The following is an 18064-nucleotide window of genomic DNA, read 5'->3' as shown; positions in this document are numbered from 1 at the left end:
CGGGCGCCAGCGCGGCCGTGAGTGAAACGTCAACATGCCCTAAGAAAGTGTTACCATAAAACCATTGTAAAACTCGCTGCTTTTTATCGCGAACAGTGAGACCGACCCGTTAAGGAATTGATTGCATGCGACGCTACGTGCTGCCTTACTTATGGCCTATTATCACTGGCGTACTGCTCGCTGTGGTGATCCTATTTGCGCTCCCCGAGCAGTTGCCCAACCCGTTTCGTGATTCATCACCACAAGCCCCTCAACCCCCTGCTCCGGCTATTTCTACCATTCCTACAGCGGTAGAACCGAGCCCCAATCGCCCTGCGCCAGAAATTCATCAGGCAGCGCCACTATCCCGAAACGAGGGCCCCGTCAGTTACGCACGGGCAGTGGAGCAAGCAGCCCCCGCGGTAGTTAATATTTACTCTTCGCGTATTGTCGAGCGCGATCAGCACCCGCTAATGTCGGATCCATTTTTTCAGCAATTTTTTGATAATCAGGGCGATGACGCCACTACCCACCAGCGCATGCTCTCTAGCCTAGGCTCTGGCGTTATTGTCAGCGAGGACGGCTACGTACTGACCAACCACCACGTCATCAACGGCGCCGATGAAATCCAGGTCGCCCTGCGTGACGGACGCGAAACCCTTGCGGAAGTGATTGGCACAGACCCTGAAAGTGATTTAGCCGTGTTGAGAATTAACCTGGACGATTTGCCGGTAATTGAACTGACAGACTCAGCCGACGTAGCGGTAGGTGACGTAGCGCTTGCCATTGGCAACCCTTTTGGCGTGGGCCAAACCGTCACCATGGGTATCATTAGCGCCACAGGGCGCAATCATTTAGGGCTAAACGCCTACGAAGATTTTATTCAAACAGATGCGGCCATCAATCCAGGCAATTCAGGCGGCGCGCTGGTCAACCCCGAAGGCGCCATGGTCGGAATTAATACGGCGATATTCTCGCGCTCTGGCGGCTCTCAGGGCATTGGCTTTGCAATTCCCGCCAACCTTGCCCACAGCATCTTGGATGAACTGGTCACCCAAGGGCGCGTAATTCGTGGCTGGCTAGGCATTGAAGCGCAGGCACTATCGAGGGAACTGGCTGCCTCCTTTGGACTGCAAACACCTCAAGGGGTGATCGTGGCCGGCGTTGTCAGCGGCGGGCCCGCCGCCAAAGCGGGACTGGAGCCAGGCGATGTATTACTCGCCGTCGATGGTCAGCCTATTTTGGATGCCCGCTCCACGATGAGCGAAATTGCCTCTATTCCGCCCGGCACCTCGCTACCGCTAACCATCGTACGTAGCGGCGAGCGCATGGAAATGACGCTGGAAGTGGGAGAGCGCCCGCTTCCCGCCACCCCGCTTAATGAAGAAACACCTGGCAAACGTGACTCATAGCATGAGCGCATAGCCGCTGCGACGGGCATAGCGGGCGTATCAATCACGAATCCGGTACTCCGCTGAGCGGGCGTGAGCGGTCAATGATTCACCTCGCGCCAATATCGAGGCAATTTTACCGAGCTCAGAAGCACCATCTGAAGAGCAGTGAATAATCGAAGAGCGCTTCTGAAAATCGTAAACGCCCAACGGTGAAGAGAAGCGCGCCGTGCCAGAAGTTGGCAGCACGTGATTTGGCCCCGCACAGTAGTCACCCAGTGCCTCCGCGGTATAGCGCCCCATAAAGATTGCCCCGGCATGACGAATAGCGTCTAACCACGTCTCCGGAGCAGCCACCGAAAGCTCAAGGTGCTCTGGGGCAACCCGGTTAATCAGCGTAATCGCCTCTTGGGCGTCCTGACAGAGCACCAACGCTCCTCGCTTATGCAGCGACTCACGCACGATCTCTTCGCGCTCCAAGGTCGGCAGCAGCCGCTCAATCGCCTCTTCAACGGCATCTAAGTGCTCAGCATCCCAGCTAACCAAGATCGCTTGGGCATCTTCGTCGTGCTCGGCTTGAGAAAATAGATCCATCGCCAGCCAATCGGGGTCAGTCTGTCCGTCGGAAACCACCATAATTTCCGAGGGCCCGGCAATCATATCAATACCCACTTGGCCAAATACTGCACGTTTAGCCGTGGCCACATAAATATTACCAGGGCCGACTATTTTATCGACCCGAGGAACACTTTCAGTGCCGTAAGCAAGCGCTGCGACCGCCTGAGCACCGCCAATCGTAAACACATAGTCGACACCCGCCAGGTGTGCCGCAGCCAGCACCAGCTCATTTAGCACGCCATCCGGGGTAGGCACGACCATCACGATTTCGCGCACACCCGCCACATGGGCAGGAATCGCATTCATTAGCACCGAGGAAGGGTAAGCAGCCTTTCCACCCGGCACATAAATGCCAGCGCGATCCAGCGGGGTGACTTTCTGCCCCAGCACCGTGCCGTCCGCCTCTTCGTATTGCCAGGAGTTGGGCTTTTGACGCTCGTGGTAGCGCTTAATCCTCTCGGCTGCACTGGACAGCGCCTCTCGCTGGTCAGCGGGCAAATTGTCAAACGCCCTCTTCAGCTGCTCGGGCGTCAACTGCAATTCATCCATAGAGGTAACCGCAAGTCGGTCAAAGCGGTTCGTGGCTTCCACTACCGCCGCATCGCCCCGCTGCTTTACACTGGCAAGAATTTCTTCTACCCGCGTTTGCACCGCTTTGTCAGACACCCCTTCCCAATCTAACAATTCATCAAGCCGATGGTTAAAGGCAGCATCGCTTGTCGATAGGCGTGAAATCGTCGTAGTCGTCTGTTTGCTCATAGGCTCACTCATGGGTCACCTCATGTCATTCGGCAAGCTGGGCCTGACGCTTTTTAACCGCACTATCCAAGCGGTCTAGTAACGGCTTAATACGCTCATGCTTCATCGTCATGGCGGCCTTATTCACCACTAGCCGGGTGCTGATATGGGCAATCAGCTCCCGCGGCTCCATACCATTTGCCCGCAGGGTATTGCCGGTATCGACAATATCGACAATCTCATCAGCCAAATTCATTAACGGCGCTAGCTCCATAGCGCCGTAGAGCTTGATCACCTCGGCCTGAATACCCTGCTCGGCATAGTAGCGGCGCGCCACGTTGACAAACTTTGTGGCCACCCGACGCCGGGCGCGGGCTGGCAACTGGCCGGTCACACCCGCAGTCATCAGTTTACAGCGGGCAATCTGCAAATCCAGCGGCTCATAAAGCCCTTCCGCACCGTGCTCAAGCAGCACATCTTTACCCGCGATGCCTACATCGGCGGCCCCCAGCTGAACGTAGGTGGGCACATCGGTGGCACGGATAATGACCAGCTTTACGTCGGGCAAGTTGGTATCAAATAGCAGCTTACGACTTTTGCTTAAATCCTCTGCAGGCGTGATGCCCGCGTCGGCTAGTAGCGGCAGCGTCTCTTCCAGAATACGGCCCTTCGAGAGGGCTAAAATCAGTTGCTTACTCATCGTGTCGGCCCGTCGTTATTCGCATGCAGGGATTGCTAGGAGCCTGTCCGGCTTGGCCGATCGTCGCGAGAAGCACGGATTTTGAGTCAAATTTATCGATCGATTGAGGCGAATAGCGCGCTATTTAACGAAATCGATCGAATAAAGTTGGCCAAAATACCGAGATTCGCAGTATATCAGTGTTAAGTCGGACAGGATCCTAGCATGGCTTAGCCAGGAATACGGCGAATACGCGCACCCAGCAGCTGCAATTTCTCTTCGATACACTCGTAGCCACGGTCAATGTGATAGATGCGATCCACCAAGGTTTCGCCCTCGGCCATCATTGCCGCAATTACCAGCGAAGCAGACGCGCGCAGGTCGGTTGCCATTACCGGCGCGCCGGAAAGTTTCTCAACCCCCTCAATCAAGGCGGTGTTGCCTTCCAGCACAATATTAGCGCCCATGCGGTTGAGTTCTTGAACGTGCATAAAGCGGTTTTCGAAAATGGTCTCGACCACCCGAGAGTGCCCCACGGCCACCGCGTTCATGGCCACGAACTGCGCCTGCATATCGGTAGGAAAGGCGGGATACGGCGCGGTGCGAATATTCACCGCTTTAGGGCGTTTGCCGTGCATATCCAGGGCAATCCAGTCATCGCCACTGGTTATTTCGGCACCCGCCTCTTCCAGCTTGGCGATGACCGCATCCAGGATATCGGCCCGGGTGCGTTTAACCTTCACCCTCCCACCGGTCATGGCGGCGGCCACTAGAAAGGTGCCGGTCTCGATACGGTCAGGCATTACATCGTGTTCGCAGCCGTGCAGCTTCTCAACACCTTCGATGATGATAGTGTCAGTTCCATGGCCGCTGATGTTAGCGCCCATTTTGATCAAACACTCAGCCAAGTCGACGATTTCAGGCTCACGGGCAGCGTTTTCTAAAATGGTTTTGCCTTCGGCCAAAGTCGCCGCCATCAGCAGGTTTTCGGTTCCGGTCACTGTCACGGTATCAAAGTAGATAGTCGCCCCTTTCAGACGACCGTCGACCCGTGCGCGGATATAGCCAGCCTCAACACGAATCTCCGCACCCATGGCTTCTAAACCGCGAATGTGTAAATCCACCGGGCGCGAGCCAATGGCACAACCACCGGGCAGCGACACATCGGCTTTTCCGAAGTGGGCAAGCAAAGGTCCCAGCACCAGGATGGAGGCACGCATTTTCTTAACGAGCTCATAGGGCGCGTGGCACTGAGTTACCTGGGAGCCATCCAACTGAATACTCAGCTTCTCACCCATCACTGGCTCAACGCCCATGCGGCCAAGCAGTTCTAGCGTGGTGGTAATATCTTGTAGGTGCGGCAAGTTACCAATCACTACAGGGCCATCGGCCAGCAGGCTAGCACACAGGATAGGTAGCGCTGCATTTTTGGCACCGCTCACCCACACTTCACCGTCTACCGATCCGTTGCCGGTAATAATTAATTTATCCATGGGGCGACCGTTATTGGACGTTTTCCGGTGCAGTTTGCCACTGCGCCGGGGTAAACGTTTTGATGCTTATAGCGTGGAGCGCGCCCGAGGCGATCTCATCGCTCAGCGCAGCATAAACTAGCTGCTGACGTTTGACCGGAGAGAGACCTTCAAAGGCATCGCCAACCGCAATCACCTGAAAGTTACAGCCTTCACCCTGGATATGGAACTGGCATCCGTCGATACGGGATTCAAGCAGTGCTTTTACCTCGTTGGGTTGCATGGCGCAGAAAACTCCTTTGGGGTCATCGTTATTAATGAACGTAATTGGGTCGACATAATAAAGAAAAGCAGTGCGCTTGGCGATGCCGTACCTTTAAACAGCCAAGGTAACCTCTGGTTGCTCAATCAAAGAATCCAACTCAGCCAATGAGGCAAGTCGGCGCAGCGGAGCTGAAAAGTGAATGGCTTGAACCCGAATACCGCGTTGCCGGCAAATCCGGAGCCATTCAAACAGTACGCTAATGGCAACACTGCTGGCTTTTTCAACGCGGCTAAAGTCTAAGCTGATCAAGGTTAGCTCGGTATGCTTGAGCCATTTAACGCCACTGGCGGCCAAATCGGCCGCCAAGGTTACCTCCACATCACCCACGACAAGCAAGGTAGCCTCTTCTACGTTAACCGTGACACTGGGGCGTGAAAACAGCGCTGTCACGCATCGCCTCCCTTCTCCAGCTCATCAACGCCCACTTCGGGCGACCAACCGTTGATAACCGCATCGTAATCTCGGTTGTTATCGCGCATGGCTTGATCAAACTGGTTACGGAACGTTAGGCCGAGGTTAATGCCATTAACGATAACATTAACCACCCGCCATTCGCCGTCAGTGAGCCTTAGGCTATAGCTAATGGGATATACTTGCCCGTTCTTGGCCACCACTTCCATGGCGACACTGGCCTGATCGTCATAGCGCTGAGCTTGTTGGGCATCCAGCACCCGAAGCTCATCATAATCAAACGTCACCAGTCCGCGGGTATAGGTATCAATAAGCGTTTGACGAAACACATTGACAAAACGACGGCGCTGTTCAGGTGAAGCGTTGCGGAAGTAGTTACCCATCACGCTAGCACCGATATAGCGGAAATCCGCTACTTGATCAAGATTGCTATCTACCAACGCCTCAAGCTCGCCAAGGTTATTGGCGTAGTAATCTTTGCGGCCTTCAAGGTCCGACATCAGTGACTCAACGTTCTCTCGAATCATCGCTTCTGGCGTCTGAGACTGCGCATGTGACTGCAGCGGCAACATTAGCACTGCGATCATCACCACCATTAACCAACGCCCTAACATTGCGTTCACTCCATTCATAACCATTATCTCCCTACCCGTTATTGCACTAGGCCCGTTATTGCACTGGGTTAGTACCTGTAATTTGGAACGCTAGTTACTTGCCATATTTGACACAAATTGTTGGATAAGTTCTTCCAGCACCAGCGCCGACTGGGTGTCGCGAATAGTGTCGCCATTTTCCAACACCTCTGGGTCGCCTCCCACGCTAAGACCAATGTACTGCTCACCTAACAAGCCTGCCGTCAGGATAGAGGCTATCGAGTCTTTGGAGAGCTGGCCTTCAAGCTCGCTATTCAGGATTAGCACTACCCGCGCATCAAACCATTGCGTATCCAGCTCAATCGCTTCTACCCGCCCCACCGTCACACCAGCCATTGTGACCCTGGCGCGGGGCTTTAAACTGCCAATATTGGCAAAGTTGGCCTCTAGCTTAAACGACTGTGTGGGCGCAGAGAGCGTCAGTCCACTAACACGTAAGCCGAGGAACACAAGCCCTAGGATGCCTGCCACCATAAACAGGCCAACACCGAACTCCATGGTTTTACTGCGTTTCATGAAACTGCTCCAGCCATTAAAGGCCGCCAAACATGATGGCGGTCAATACAAAATCAAGCCCCAATACTGCAAGCGACGAATACACTACCGTGCGCGTAGTAGCACGCGAGATACCTTCAGAAGTGGGCACCAAATCATAACCTTGGAACACCGCAATCCAGGTCACCACCAAGGCAAATACGGCGCTTTTGATCATGCCGTTACCAATATCATTGATAAAGGTCACGCTGGCCTGCATGTTGCTCCAGTAAGACCCCTCAAAGACGCCTAACCACTCAACGCCGACCAGGTACCCCCCCCAGATACCCACCACGCTAAAACCCACCGTTAGGATAGGCAGCGACACGAAGCCTGCCCATAAGCGTGGAGCCACCACACGGCGCAGCGGGTCGACACCAATCATCTCCATGCTGGTGAGCTGTTCTGTCGCTTTCATCAAACCGATCTCGGCGGTAAGCGCAGAGCCTGCACGCCCAGCAAACAGCAGCGCCGCCACCACTGGTGCTAGCTCACGCAATAGCGAAAGCGCTACCATTTGGCCCAGCGCCTGCTCTGCCCCAAAATCGACCAGAATGGTATAGCCCTGCAGCGCCAGCACCATGCCGATAAATAACCCCGACACCAGCACAATAGCGATCGAAAGCACGCCAACAAAGTGCATCTGGTGCAACCATAATCGCCAACCTTCTCGGGAAGGCACACCAATCGCCGACTGGAACAGAAACACGCCAGCTCGTCCTAATGCTTCCATTAAGTCGCACCCTCGGCGTCCCAACTGGGTGATACGCGCGGTGCTGTTAGAGAATTTTGACTGCATTAACCCTGCCCTTTATTTACCCTACATTTGTGCATTTAAGCTAATTTTGTCATCTACCCTATCTTTGTCGCCGGGGGGTCACCCAAAATATCGCGATAAAAAGCCTCAGCAGGGTAGTGAAACGGTACCGGGCCATCGGGCTCGCCATGAATAAACTGACTAACCCGCGGATCTTGATTTGCGTCTAAAGTCTGCGGCGTGCCATGGGCCACCACCTGACCATCAGCAATCAAATACAGGTAGTCCGCAATACTCAAGGTCTCCTTGATATCATGGGAGACCACCACAGAGGTTAGCTGCAGCGCTTGATTAAGGCGCTTAATTAGCTGCACCAGCACGCCCATTGAAATAGGATCCTGGCCAACAAACGGCTCGTCATACAGAATCAGCTCCGGATCCAACGCCACCGCACGAGCCAACGCTACCCGGCGCGCCATCCCCCCGGACAGCTCCGCGGGTGTTAAGTATCGCGCTCCACGCAGCCCGACTGCCTGGAGCTTCAGCAACACCAGGTCGCGCACCATAGTGTCGGGCAAATCAGTATGCACCCGCAGCGGAAAGGCAACGTTCTCAAACACATCCAAATCGGAAAACAGCGCACCACTCTGAAACAGCATTCCCATCCGCTTGCGTAGCGTAAATAGCGCCTTTCGGGATAGCCGATGAACATCCTGCCCATCAATGAGTATCCGTCCACTCTCCGGGGTCAACTGTCCACCGATCAGTTTTAGCAGCGTCGTTTTACCGGTGCCGCTTGGTCCCATGATCGCGGTCACTTTACCCCGTGGTATGGTCATATTCACGCCACGGAAAATTTCGTGATCGCCACGTGAGAAATAAAGGTCTTCAATTTCTATAAAGGGTGCATCTGTCATGGATCAGTTGACTCTTAACGAGGCGTAGCTAGGGCCAAATATCATACCCTACTTGCTGCTACCGTAGTTGGAAAACAGTGTTTCTAAAACATTATCGAACATTGTACTATAACGCCACAAAACATTACTGAGCGAGCGTGCCTTCCTGTTGATTAATAAAGCCATTGGTAAGTAAATCCCTAGGTCAGGCCAACTTATCACCCAAGCCATCAGGGGAACGACCTCAATTACTGCCTACAAGGGGTGTCGAGATGTTATTCTTGGCGGTTACTACTTTAAATATTTTCAATCGTTAAGAGAAAACGCTATGCGCCAGCCTCTCGCTTCATCCAGCTTACTACGCGAAAGCGCACTGCGTACGCTGCAAATTGAGCAGGCAGCGATTGGAGGCCTTCAGGCTAAACTAGACGAAAGCTTTGACCGCGCCTGCGAGCTGATCCTCGCCTGCCAAGGCCGCGTGGTGGTGACCGGCATGGGCAAGTCGGGGCATATTGCGGGCAAGCTGGCGGCGACGCTTGCCAGCACAGGCACACCGGCTTTTTTTGTTCACCCTGGTGAAGCCAGCCACGGCGATCTGGGCATGATTACCCGGGCTGATGTAGTGCTAGCGCTGTCTAACTCTGGTGAAACTGCCGAAGTCACTGCCTTGCTGCCACTACTTAAACGCCTGGGCATACCGCTGGTAAGCATGACGGGGCGCCCAAACTCCACACTTGCCAAACACGCAGATGCGCACCTTAACAGTGGCGTTGAGCGTGAGGCGTGCCCACTCGACCTAGCCCCCACCAGCTCCACCACCGCTGCTCTCGCTTTGGGCGATGCACTAGCGGTAGCGTTACTGGAAGCCCGAGGCTTCACCGCTGAAGATTTTGCCCTTTCTCATCCTGGCGGCAGTTTAGGCAAGCGCTTACTACTACGCGTTAGAGACTTGATGCACGACGGCGCACGCCTGCCCCAAGTCGCATTGGGAAGCCCACTGCGCGATGCTTTATTAGAGATTACCCGACAAGGGCTTGGCTTTACCTGCGTGGTGGATAGCGAAGGGCGACTAGCTGGGGTCTACACCGATGGAGACCTTCGACGCACACTGGATCAGTTCCATAATCTGCGCGATGTGCTCGTTGATGATGTCATGACCCGACCAGGCAAACGTATCGGCCCCGACATTCTGGCGGCCGAAGCGGTACGCATCATGGAAGAGAGTCGCATTACCGCGCTAGCGGTGGTTGATGAACAACAGCGCCCTATTGGGGCTTTACATATGCATGACCTGCTCGCCAGCGGTGTTATTTAAACCACCGGTGTTTTTATTCTGTTTGGCTTTACGAATTTACTGATATGGAGGCTCTATGACCCTACCTGCTGCGCTACTTGATCGACTTCGCCGCGTACGCCTATTGGCGCTGGATGTTGACGGCGTACTCACCGATGGCCGCCTCTACTTTCAGGCCGACGGAGTCGAAATCAAAGCCTTCCATACTCAGGATGGTCATGGGCTAAAACTTCTCAAACGTGTAGGCGTGCATGTTGCGCTGATTACCGGGCGAGAATCCCCCATGGTTAGTCAACGCGCTGCAGCTCTGGGTATCGATCATGTTCACCAGGGCTGTGAAGACAAGCTAGCTACCCTGCGCGGGCTCTGCCAACGCCTTGATATCGAGCTGGAGCAGGTGGCCTATTGCGGCGATGACCTACCCGATCTAGCGGCGATTAAGCGCTGCGGCGTCGGCATTACGGTACCTAACGCGCCGGACTATATGCACACCCACGCTGACTGGACCACCGAACGCCTGGGTGGCCACGGCGCCGTGCGCGAAATCTGCGATACGCTGCTTGAATCTCAAGGGCACTGGGGCGCGGTGATCGACACCTATCTGCACGGCCGCAATTAAATGGTTAAACGCTTTAAAGTACGCATCTGGATAACCGGACTGGTCATCGCCTTAGGGGCCCTATTGGTATGGCTAGACCCCCGCGGGCCTCAAGACATCAGCATCGATCCCGAAGCGCAGGCTCAGGAGCCTGGTCACGTACTGGAAAATGCTGAAATCACCCTGTTCGGGGATAACGGCAACGTTTTGCAGTCACTAAAGACACCGCGCCTTATCCATACGCCACAGCGAAGCGAAACCTGGACGGAAGAGCCCGAAGCAGTTCTTTATGACAGTGAAGATCGTCAGTGGCTCGCCAGCGCCGATGTAGGCACGCTCAACACTATTACCCAAGCCCTGCTGCTGTCAGGCTCGGCACGACTGATCGCGCCGGATGAAGGCTGGCAGCTTGATACCGAGCTATTGCATTATGATGGCCTAACTCAGCATGCGTGGAGTGAAACACCGGTATTGCTGCAGCAACCGCCCCAGCAAATGACCGCTTCACGTATGGACGCGTGGCTTAACAGTAGCCAGGTCCGCCTAACTGATAATGTGCGCGGCACACACCCCCCGGCCACGCAACCTTAAGAGGAGTCGCCATGAAAGCCATTATTTACACAACCCTTTTCTACACCACCCTTTTTGCGCTCACGATGCCGTTATCGGCACTGGCTCAAACCTCACAGCAGGCCCCCGTAGAAGTGGAAGCCGACCGTTTAGATCTCGATCAGCGGGCAGGCACTGCCGTTTACACCGGGGATGTGGACATTCGCCAAGGCGAAATGCAATTACGAGGCGAGCGGGTAGAGATCGAACGCAACGAGGCTGGCGAACTCTCAAAGGCAACATCCACCGGCGAGCGCGCCTACCTGCGCCATCAAGCGCAAGGCCAGGATGGCCCCACCGAAGGCTGGGCGCGACGGATTATTTATCATGTCGCTGAGCGCCGCGTAGAGCTGATTGACCAAGCCGAACTGATCCAACTAGAAGACAAGTTCACCGGCGGGCGCCTTGAGTATTTTATTGACCGTGAAGTGATTCAAGCACGCTCTGACGTTGATGGCAGCGAGCCCCAGCGCATACGTATGACCCTTCAGCCTGAACAATAGGGAGCAAAGCTGTGGCAACTGCTGACACCGCGCCGATCAAAACCCTTTATGCCCACCACCTGGCTAAAAGCTACAAACGCCGCCGAGTGGTTAAAGACATCAATTTAGAGATCTGCCAAGGCAGCATTGTTGGCCTACTTGGCCCCAACGGTGCGGGTAAAACCACCTCGTTCTATATGATTGTCGGACTGGTAAAATCCGACGCTGGCAACGTGGGCATCGACGAGGTGGATTTGACTCGCGCACCGATGCACGAGCGCGCAGCGGCAGGTATTGGCTACCTGCCCCAAGAGGCGTCTATCTTCCGTAAGTTATCGGTTGCCGATAACATTATGGCGATACTCGAGACCCGCAAGGAGCTTAGCCGCAGCGACCGAGAACAGCGCTTGGAGGCGCTACTCGAAGACTTTCATATCACTCACATTCGCGACAACCTCGGCATGAGCCTTTCCGGCGGTGAACGCAGACGTGTAGAAATAGCCCGCTCGCTAGCAACAGAGCCCGCCTTTATTTTGCTGGATGAGCCCTTTGCTGGCGTTGACCCCATTTCTGTAGGCGAGATTAAAACCATCATTCGTGCGCTGAAGCAGCGCCATATTGGTGTGCTAATCACCGATCACAACGTGCGTGAAACCCTTGATATTTGCGATATCGCCTATATCGTTGGGGATGGGCAAATCATCGCCAGCGGTTCGCCAGCCTCTATTCTCACCAACCAAAAAGTGAGGGATGTTTATTTGGGCGCAGATTTTCGTCTCTAAGACCATGCCCTCCTCTGAGCTTGTTTTTGCCTCTAAATAGTGTCTCACAACAACTTTACTACCAATGGCATGCTTATTGCACTTGCACCTGACACTCACTCGCACTAGGGTGGAGCATTCTGATTAACGAGTGGTTCTCAGATGGTCATGAAAGCTTCTCTCCAACTGCGTATCGGCACACAGCTGACCATGACGCCCCAGTTGCAACAGGCGATTGCGCTGTTGCAACTCTCGACGCTGGACCTTCGCCAAGAAATTCAGCAGGCCCTAGATGCCAATCCCATGCTGGAGCAGGAAGATGAATTTAGTGAGCAGGCTGTCAGCGAGCCTAAAGAAGAAGAGTGGTCAGAGAGCATCCCTACTGAGCTCTCGGTAGATAGCGACTGGTCAGATACCTATCAAGATATGGGTAGCCTGGGTGGTAGCAGCAGCGAAGGCCCCGACTTTGAGCGCCAGGCTGCCGGGCAGAGCCTGCATGGGCATCTATTGTGGCAGCTCGCCATGACCGATTTTAGCGCCCGCGAGCAGCTTATCGCGGAAAGCTTGATCGACGCGCTAGATGCTAACGGCTCCCTGCCCCAGCCGCTCAACGACATCCGTGAAGGCCTGCGTGCCCAGGGCATTGATGGGCTTAGCCAGCGCGAAGTGGAAACTATTCTGCTCAAGCTTCAGCAGTTTGAGCCGACTGGGATATTTGCCCGGGACCTGCGCGAATGCCTGATGCTGCAGCTCGCTGCCCTCCCCGATGATACCCCGCTGTTGGTTCCCGCCCGCCGCCTAGTGCGGCAGTTTCTTGAAGCGCTTGGCAAGGACGACATGCGCCTGCTGAAACGCCGCCTAGGGCTCGATGACGAACAGCTGACCGATGTTATCCTACTCATTCGCAGCCTTGATCCACGCCCAGGCAGCGCCTACGGCGACACCGATGACAGCTATGTAACGCCCGATCTGGTCGTACGCCACGACCACGAAGGCTGGCATTTAGAGCTTAACCCAGAGGCCCTGCCTCGGCTGCGCATTCAGCCCGACTACGCCAGCTTGATTAAGCGTGCGGACAAAAGTGAGGACAACCAGTTTCTCAAAGAGCATCTGCAGGAAGCGCGCTGGCTGATTAAGAGCCTCTCTAGTCGTAACGATACGCTGCTGCGCGTTGGCCGCGAAATCATCACCCGCCAGATTGGCTTTTTAGAGCGCGGCGAAGAAGCCATGAAGCCGCTAATACTGGCCGACATTGCTGAGGCTGTGGAGATGCACGAATCAACGATTTCCCGGGTCACCACGCAGAAATATATCCATACGCCCCGCGGTGTGTTTGAGCTCAAGTACTTTTTCTCAAGCCAGGTGAGCGGCCAAGATGGCGACAGTCACTCTAGTACCGCCATCCGCGCGCGGCTCAAGAAACTGATTCAAGAGGAGCCGCCCGGAAAACCGCTTTCCGACAGTCGCTTAGTCACGTTATTGGGCGAAGGGGGGATTCAAGTGGCGCGCCGTACGGTGGCTAAATATCGTGAAGCTATGGGCATTCCCTCTTCGAGTGAACGGCGTCGTTTACGCTAGGTCCTGTTGCCGTTTCAGTGAAACTCTCGACAAGGGCTTTGCAACGCGGCAAAAAGGGTTACAATCGAAGTACAGTCCGATGGATAAGGAGTACGTCAATGCAAGTTAATATCACTGGTCATCACGTAGAACTGACTGACGCCTTGCGTGATTATGTCAACGAAAAGCTTGAGCGTGTAGAGCGCCATTACGACAATATAACCACGGTGCAAGTCACCTTATCAGTGGAGAAAGAGCGCCAGCAGGCCGCTTGTACACTGCACGCCGCAGGTGCTGACTTACATGCGGAAGCCCTCGACAGTGATATGTACGCCGCTATCGACGCCCTAGCGGACAAAATCGACCGTCAACTCGTTAAACACAAGGAAAAAGCACAAGCTCGCGCCCAAGGCGCAGGTGTGCGTTAATTCAATGACGTTGGAAACCATACTCCCCCCGGAACGCGTTCTGTTTGACGTGCCCGGGGGCAGCAAAAAAAGGGTGCTGGAGTTTTACAGCACCTTTATTGCCCAAAATATTCCCAGCCTGGACAGCCAAGAAGTGTTTAGCCGATTAATCGGCCGCGAACGCTTAGGCAGTACCGGCATAGGTAACGGCGTGGCTATACCCCATGCGCGCAGCCCCCACTGTATCGCCCCTATCGCTGGTTTTTTAAAACTGTCAGAAGCGATTGATTTTGACGCTATCGACGGTGACCCGGTAGACCTGGTGTTTGTACTGCTGGTACCCGAAGAAGCAGATGACACACACCTTTCACTGCTAGGCCAAGTAGCGACCATCATGAATGATGCGGATACACGCCAGCAGCTGCGCAAAGCAGCCAGTCAGCGCGAATTACTTGAGCTCATTACCGCCAAAATTCGTGAGCAATCAGCGGCCTAACGGCCTTAAAACCTGTTTAGAATATGTCACTGCAGGTTAATGTTTCGCTCACCACCTCCAATGCAGCTTGATCAAAGCAAAGAGAGACTCTATGCAACTGGTGATCATTAGCGGCCGCTCCGGGTCAGGAAAATCTATCGCCCTGCAGGCGCTGGAAGACATTGGCTACTACGCGATTGACAACCTCCCCGCTATGCTGCTGGGGTCGTTGGTGGATGAATTACGCGACCAGGGCGACCGCGCTCATTTGGCGGTCAGTATTGATGCCCGTAATTTGCCGGGGGCGCTGGAGCGCCTGCCCTCTTTGTTAGATGAGTTGCGCCAGCGTAAAATCGACTTTCAAGTCATTTATCTGACCACCGATGCACGCATACTGCTTGAGCGTTACTCCGCTACGCGGCGGCGCCATCCGCTGACCCGCGATAGCGAGATGACCTTGGAAGAAGCGATCAATAAAGAAGAGGAGACGCTGGAAGATATTCGTGACATAGCCGACCTATTGATCGATACATCTCGGCTATCGGTACACGATTTACGCCGTCGCATTACCGACCAAGTAGCGCACCAGCGGCGCGATAAGCTAACGCTGACGCTCGAGTCATTTGGTTACAAACGTGGTGTGCCGTTAGACGCTGATTTAGTCTTCGACGTACGCTGTCTGCCGAACCCTTATTGGGATCCTACGCTACGCCAGTTTAATGGTCGCGACGCCGAAATTGCGGCCTTCTTGAGCAGCTACCCCATTGTTCACGCCATGAGCGACGACATTCTAGCGTGGCTTGAACGTTGGCTGCCCGCTTATCAGAATAGCCAACGCAGCTACATGACCATCGCGATTGGGTGTACCGGTGGTCAACACCGTTCTGTCTACATGGTCGAAAAGCTGGCAGAGAGGTTGGCCACCCGCATGGGCGACGTTCAGCTACGCCACCGCGAACTAGGCCTGCACTACACCTTAAGCGAACAACCAGCCCCACCCCTCGTCAGCTCTACGCCAACCAACGAGCGGCAAGAGACTTCTTAAGCGCGTCTCCATTAATGACACCACTCGGCGAAAAGGAACCAGGGTGCCAGAACGAATACTCACACTCACCAATCAACGCGGGCTACACGCGCGTGCAGCGACAAAACTGGTCAAATGCGGCCAACAGTTCTCGGCTAAGATACGTGTTTACAAACAGCAACAGGTGGCTGACGCCGCCAACATCATGTCATTGCTGATGCTCGCCGCCCCTTGTGGAACCGAACTCACGATCAGCGCCGAAGGGGATGACGCCGAACAAGCGCTTGAAGCTATTCAAGCCCTGTTCGACGCCCGCTTTGAGGAAGATCAGTAGCCGTGTTTGGCTATTCGGACTTAATCACCGGCTACCGTCATGGCATCAATCAACCAGCTACCCGTGTGAACACTGCCACGGGTATCGGTGTCATCGCCAATACCCACTAAGCCAGCAAACATCCGCTCCAGGTTACCGGCAATGGTGAACTCTTCGACCGGGTACTGCACTTGACCGTTTTCAACCCAAAAACCTGCCGCCCCACGAGAGTAGTCGCCGGTCACGCCGTTGACGCCTTGACCCATCAGCTCAGTCACCCAAATACCCCGCCCCATCTCTTGCAGCAGACTATCGCGGGATTGCAGCGGTGCCACTAAACGCACGTTCCGTGCCCCTCCGGCATTACCCGTGGTATGCATATCGAGCCGACGAGCGCTGTAAGCAGAGAGCATATAGCTAGCAATGCTACCCTGATCGATAAAGCGATTATTGCGGGTTTGCACACCCTCGCCATCAAATGGCGAGCTGGCCGTGGCACCGATCTCCATCGGCCGCTCTTCAAGACTAAACCAGTCTGGAAACAGTGGTGTGCCGAGCCGGTCACACAAAAACGAGGCTTGACGGTAGAGCGCGCCACCGGCTAAACCACCAAGCAGATGGCCAATTAAGCCACTGGCCAACGAGGGGTCAAACAGCACCGGAAAGGTGCCCGTGGGCGGACGTTTAGCACCGAGCCTGCGCAGCGTGCGCGCGGCGGCCTCGCGGCCTACCTCGGCGGGGTCACGCAGCGTCTTGGGGTCGCGGGCAGAGGTATAGTCGTAGTCGCGCTGCATACCGGCCGCGTCTTGGGCAATCAGCATGCACGACAGTGAGTGACTACTACCCTTTTGGGTGCCTAAAAAGCCGTGACTATTGGCGTAAACGCGTACCCCTTCGCCGCTGGAAAGTGACGCGCCATCCGACTGGGAAATGCCTTCAACGTCGCGCCCCGCCTGCTCACAGGCAAGCGCCAGCTCAATCGCCTCATCCGTTGTCAGGGCCCAGGGGTAGTGCACTTTTAGATCGGGCAACTCGGTGGCCATCAGAGATGCGTCGGCCAGCCCTGTGGCTGGATCTTCGCCGGTATAGCGAGCAATCGCCAGCGCTTTCTCCACAGCTGCCTGAATCGAGGCGCTGCTGGCGTCTGTGGACGAGGCGCTGCCTTTACGCTGGCCCACGTAAAGCGTGACGGCAATGCCCTGGTCACGGGATAACTCAACCGTTTCAACTTCACCCTGACGTACGCTAACGCCGATGCCCTGATCAACGCTAGCGCCCACTTCGGCAGCATCCGCGCCTAAGCGCTTTGCCAGCGCTAGCGCCTCTTCGGCACGCGCGGTCAATAACGACTGCTGCGCGGATGCATCAAATGCCTGTGCCATATGGCCTCCTTTTTTCAACCGAATGTCTCTCAACCGAATATCTTTCAAGAGAACGTCTTTCAAGAGGACGTCTTTCAAGAGAGTATCTTTCAAGAGAGCATCTTCGGCGAATCAATGTTGTACTCGCAGCTGGTATAATGCAGCCACGAATCTTGTCTGTGAGTCACACTATGCGTAAGCAACGTCCCGATCCCGTCCTAAGTACTAATGAAGTAAAAGAGCAGGAAGAACGCCCTAGCAAGTCGCAACTCAAACGTGAAATGCATGCCTTACAGGCACTTGGGGAAACCTTAATCGCCATGCGACCAGCGGAACGTGACCGTTTCCCCCTCTCTGACGATATGCTGCGCGCTATCGAGGAAACCTCGCGCATTCGTTCCCATGAAGGTCGCCGCCGCCATATGCAGTATGTCGGTAAGCTAATCCGTAAAGAGGATCTCACCGCCATTCAAGGCGTATTCGATTCCATCGATCAGGAGCAGGAGCAGCGCGACCATGCGTTCCACCGACTGGAAAAATGGCGGGAACGCTTAATTGACGAAGGCGATCCTGCTGTCGACCTGTTTATGGCAGAGCACCCCGATGCCGACCGCCAGACCCTGCGTCAGTTGATTCGCAACGCCCAACGAGAGCGCGAACAGGGCAAACCACCCACCAGCTCGCGCAAGCTTTTCAAACACCTGCGCGAAACGCTTGCTCTTTAACGACA

At 55.0% G+C, this 18064-nt stretch carries 22 protein-coding genes; 12 read left to right on the top strand and 10 right to left on the bottom strand.

Going from position 1 to position 18064, the window contains the following annotated elements; genetic code table 11:
* Positions 1–125 precede the first annotated feature (125 nt).
* Entirely contained in the window at positions 126–1391 is a 1266-nt protein-coding gene (locus KUC_RS18075) for a Do family serine endopeptidase (protein WP_007114700.1), read from the top strand.
* Between the two features lie 39 nt (positions 1392–1430).
* Here the strand turns inward: KUC_RS18075 and hisD are convergent, their stop codons facing one another.
* The 9 genes from hisD to KUC_RS18030 all read right to left on the bottom strand — a co-directional run bounded on the left by hisD (position 1431) and on the right by KUC_RS18030 (position 8474).
* Complete coding sequence (hisD, locus tag KUC_RS18070; RefSeq protein WP_007114699.1) at positions 1431–2759, bottom strand: histidinol dehydrogenase; 1329 nt, start codon at positions 2757–2759, stop codon at positions 1431–1433.
* 13 nt (positions 2760–2772) lie between these two features.
* Complete coding sequence (hisG, locus tag KUC_RS18065) at positions 2773–3426, bottom strand: ATP phosphoribosyltransferase (RefSeq protein WP_007114698.1); 654 nt, start codon at positions 3424–3426, stop codon at positions 2773–2775.
* Between the two features lie 209 nt (positions 3427–3635).
* Entirely contained in the window at positions 3636–4898 is a 1263-nt protein-coding gene (murA, locus tag KUC_RS18060; RefSeq protein ID WP_007114697.1) for a UDP-N-acetylglucosamine 1-carboxyvinyltransferase, read from the bottom strand.
* A 10-nt stretch (positions 4899–4908) separates the two neighbouring features.
* Entirely contained in the window at positions 4909–5160 is a 252-nt protein-coding gene (locus KUC_RS18055) for a BolA family protein (RefSeq protein WP_007114696.1), read from the bottom strand.
* A 93-nt stretch (positions 5161–5253) separates the two neighbouring features.
* The gene (locus KUC_RS18050; protein ID WP_007114695.1) at positions 5254–5592 is read right to left on the bottom strand and encodes an STAS domain-containing protein; all 339 of its coding nucleotides are present in this window, start codon (positions 5590–5592) and stop codon (positions 5254–5256) included.
* The gene (locus KUC_RS18045; RefSeq protein WP_007114694.1) at positions 5589–6227 is read right to left on the bottom strand and encodes an MlaC/ttg2D family ABC transporter substrate-binding protein; all 639 of its coding nucleotides are present in this window, start codon (positions 6225–6227) and stop codon (positions 5589–5591) included. The genes KUC_RS18050 and KUC_RS18045 overlap by 4 nt, the downstream gene beginning before the upstream one ends.
* A gap of 90 nt (positions 6228–6317) precedes the next feature.
* Positions 6318–6782, bottom strand: a complete 465-nt coding sequence (mlaD, locus tag KUC_RS18040) for an outer membrane lipid asymmetry maintenance protein MlaD (RefSeq protein WP_007114693.1) — start codon at positions 6780–6782, stop codon at positions 6318–6320.
* A gap of 16 nt (positions 6783–6798) precedes the next feature.
* Positions 6799–7599: a lipid asymmetry maintenance ABC transporter permease subunit MlaE gene (gene mlaE / locus KUC_RS18035; protein WP_040481573.1), complete on the bottom strand. Its 801-nt coding sequence runs from the start codon at positions 7597–7599 to the stop codon at positions 6799–6801.
* A 53-nt stretch (positions 7600–7652) separates the two neighbouring features.
* Positions 7653–8474 (bottom strand): ABC transporter ATP-binding protein, encoded by an 822-nt coding sequence (locus KUC_RS18030; protein WP_007114691.1) that lies wholly within the window; start codon positions 8472–8474, stop codon positions 7653–7655.
* A 307-nt stretch (positions 8475–8781) separates the two neighbouring features.
* Here KUC_RS18030 and KUC_RS18025 point away from each other — a divergent pair, with 307 nt between their 5' ends.
* The 10 genes from KUC_RS18025 (at position 8782) to KUC_RS17980 (ending at position 15994) form a co-directional block, all read left to right on the top strand.
* A complete protein-coding gene (locus KUC_RS18025) occupies positions 8782–9768 on the top strand; it encodes a KpsF/GutQ family sugar-phosphate isomerase (protein WP_007114689.1) in 987 nt (328 codons plus the stop codon).
* A 55-nt stretch (positions 9769–9823) separates the two neighbouring features.
* A complete protein-coding gene (locus KUC_RS18020; protein ID WP_007114688.1) occupies positions 9824–10366 on the top strand; it encodes a KdsC family phosphatase in 543 nt (180 codons plus the stop codon).
* Positions 10367–10936 (top strand): LPS export ABC transporter periplasmic protein LptC, encoded by a 570-nt coding sequence (gene lptC, locus KUC_RS18015; protein ID WP_007114687.1) that lies wholly within the window; start codon positions 10367–10369, stop codon positions 10934–10936.
* Positions 10937–10947: 11 nt separating this feature from the next.
* Complete coding sequence (lptA, locus tag KUC_RS18010; RefSeq protein ID WP_007114686.1) at positions 10948–11457, top strand: lipopolysaccharide transport periplasmic protein LptA; 510 nt, start codon at positions 10948–10950, stop codon at positions 11455–11457.
* 11 nt (positions 11458–11468) lie between these two features.
* Positions 11469–12218: an LPS export ABC transporter ATP-binding protein gene (lptB, locus tag KUC_RS18005; protein WP_007114685.1), complete on the top strand. Its 750-nt coding sequence runs from the start codon at positions 11469–11471 to the stop codon at positions 12216–12218.
* 141 nt (positions 12219–12359) lie between these two features.
* Positions 12360–13775 carry an RNA polymerase factor sigma-54 gene (locus KUC_RS18000; protein ID WP_007114684.1) on the top strand — a complete coding sequence of 472 codons (1416 nt, stop codon included), beginning with the start codon at positions 12360–12362 and terminating at the stop codon, positions 13773–13775.
* 98 nt (positions 13776–13873) lie between these two features.
* Positions 13874–14182, top strand: coding sequence for a ribosome hibernation-promoting factor, HPF/YfiA family (gene hpf, locus KUC_RS17995; protein ID WP_007114683.1), 309 nt, complete (start codon positions 13874–13876; stop codon positions 14180–14182).
* 4 nt (positions 14183–14186) lie between these two features.
* Positions 14187–14657 carry a PTS sugar transporter subunit IIA gene (locus tag KUC_RS17990; protein WP_040481569.1) on the top strand — a complete coding sequence of 157 codons (471 nt, stop codon included), beginning with the start codon at positions 14187–14189 and terminating at the stop codon, positions 14655–14657.
* A gap of 91 nt (positions 14658–14748) precedes the next feature.
* The gene (rapZ, locus tag KUC_RS17985; RefSeq protein ID WP_007114681.1) at positions 14749–15681 is read left to right on the top strand and encodes an RNase adapter RapZ; all 933 of its coding nucleotides are present in this window, start codon (positions 14749–14751) and stop codon (positions 15679–15681) included.
* Positions 15682–15724: 43 nt separating this feature from the next.
* Positions 15725–15994 (top strand): HPr family phosphocarrier protein, encoded by a 270-nt coding sequence (locus tag KUC_RS17980; protein ID WP_035578341.1) that lies wholly within the window; start codon positions 15725–15727, stop codon positions 15992–15994.
* A 20-nt stretch (positions 15995–16014) separates the two neighbouring features.
* Here the strand turns inward: KUC_RS17980 and pmbA are convergent, their stop codons facing one another.
* Positions 16015–17355: a metalloprotease PmbA gene (gene pmbA / locus KUC_RS17975; RefSeq protein WP_007114679.1), complete on the bottom strand. Its 1341-nt coding sequence runs from the start codon at positions 17353–17355 to the stop codon at positions 16015–16017.
* A 170-nt stretch (positions 17356–17525) separates the two neighbouring features.
* Between pmbA and yjgA the strand changes: the two genes are divergently transcribed.
* Positions 17526–18059, top strand: coding sequence for a ribosome biogenesis factor YjgA (gene yjgA, locus KUC_RS17970; RefSeq protein ID WP_040481562.1), 534 nt, complete (start codon positions 17526–17528; stop codon positions 18057–18059).
* Positions 18060–18064 lie beyond the last annotated feature (5 nt).

The organism is Vreelandella boliviensis LC1 (assembly GCF_000236035.1).
GTDB lineage: Bacteria > Pseudomonadota > Gammaproteobacteria > Pseudomonadales > Halomonadaceae > Vreelandella > Vreelandella boliviensis.
This window is presented reverse-complemented; position numbering and strand designations above follow the sequence as displayed.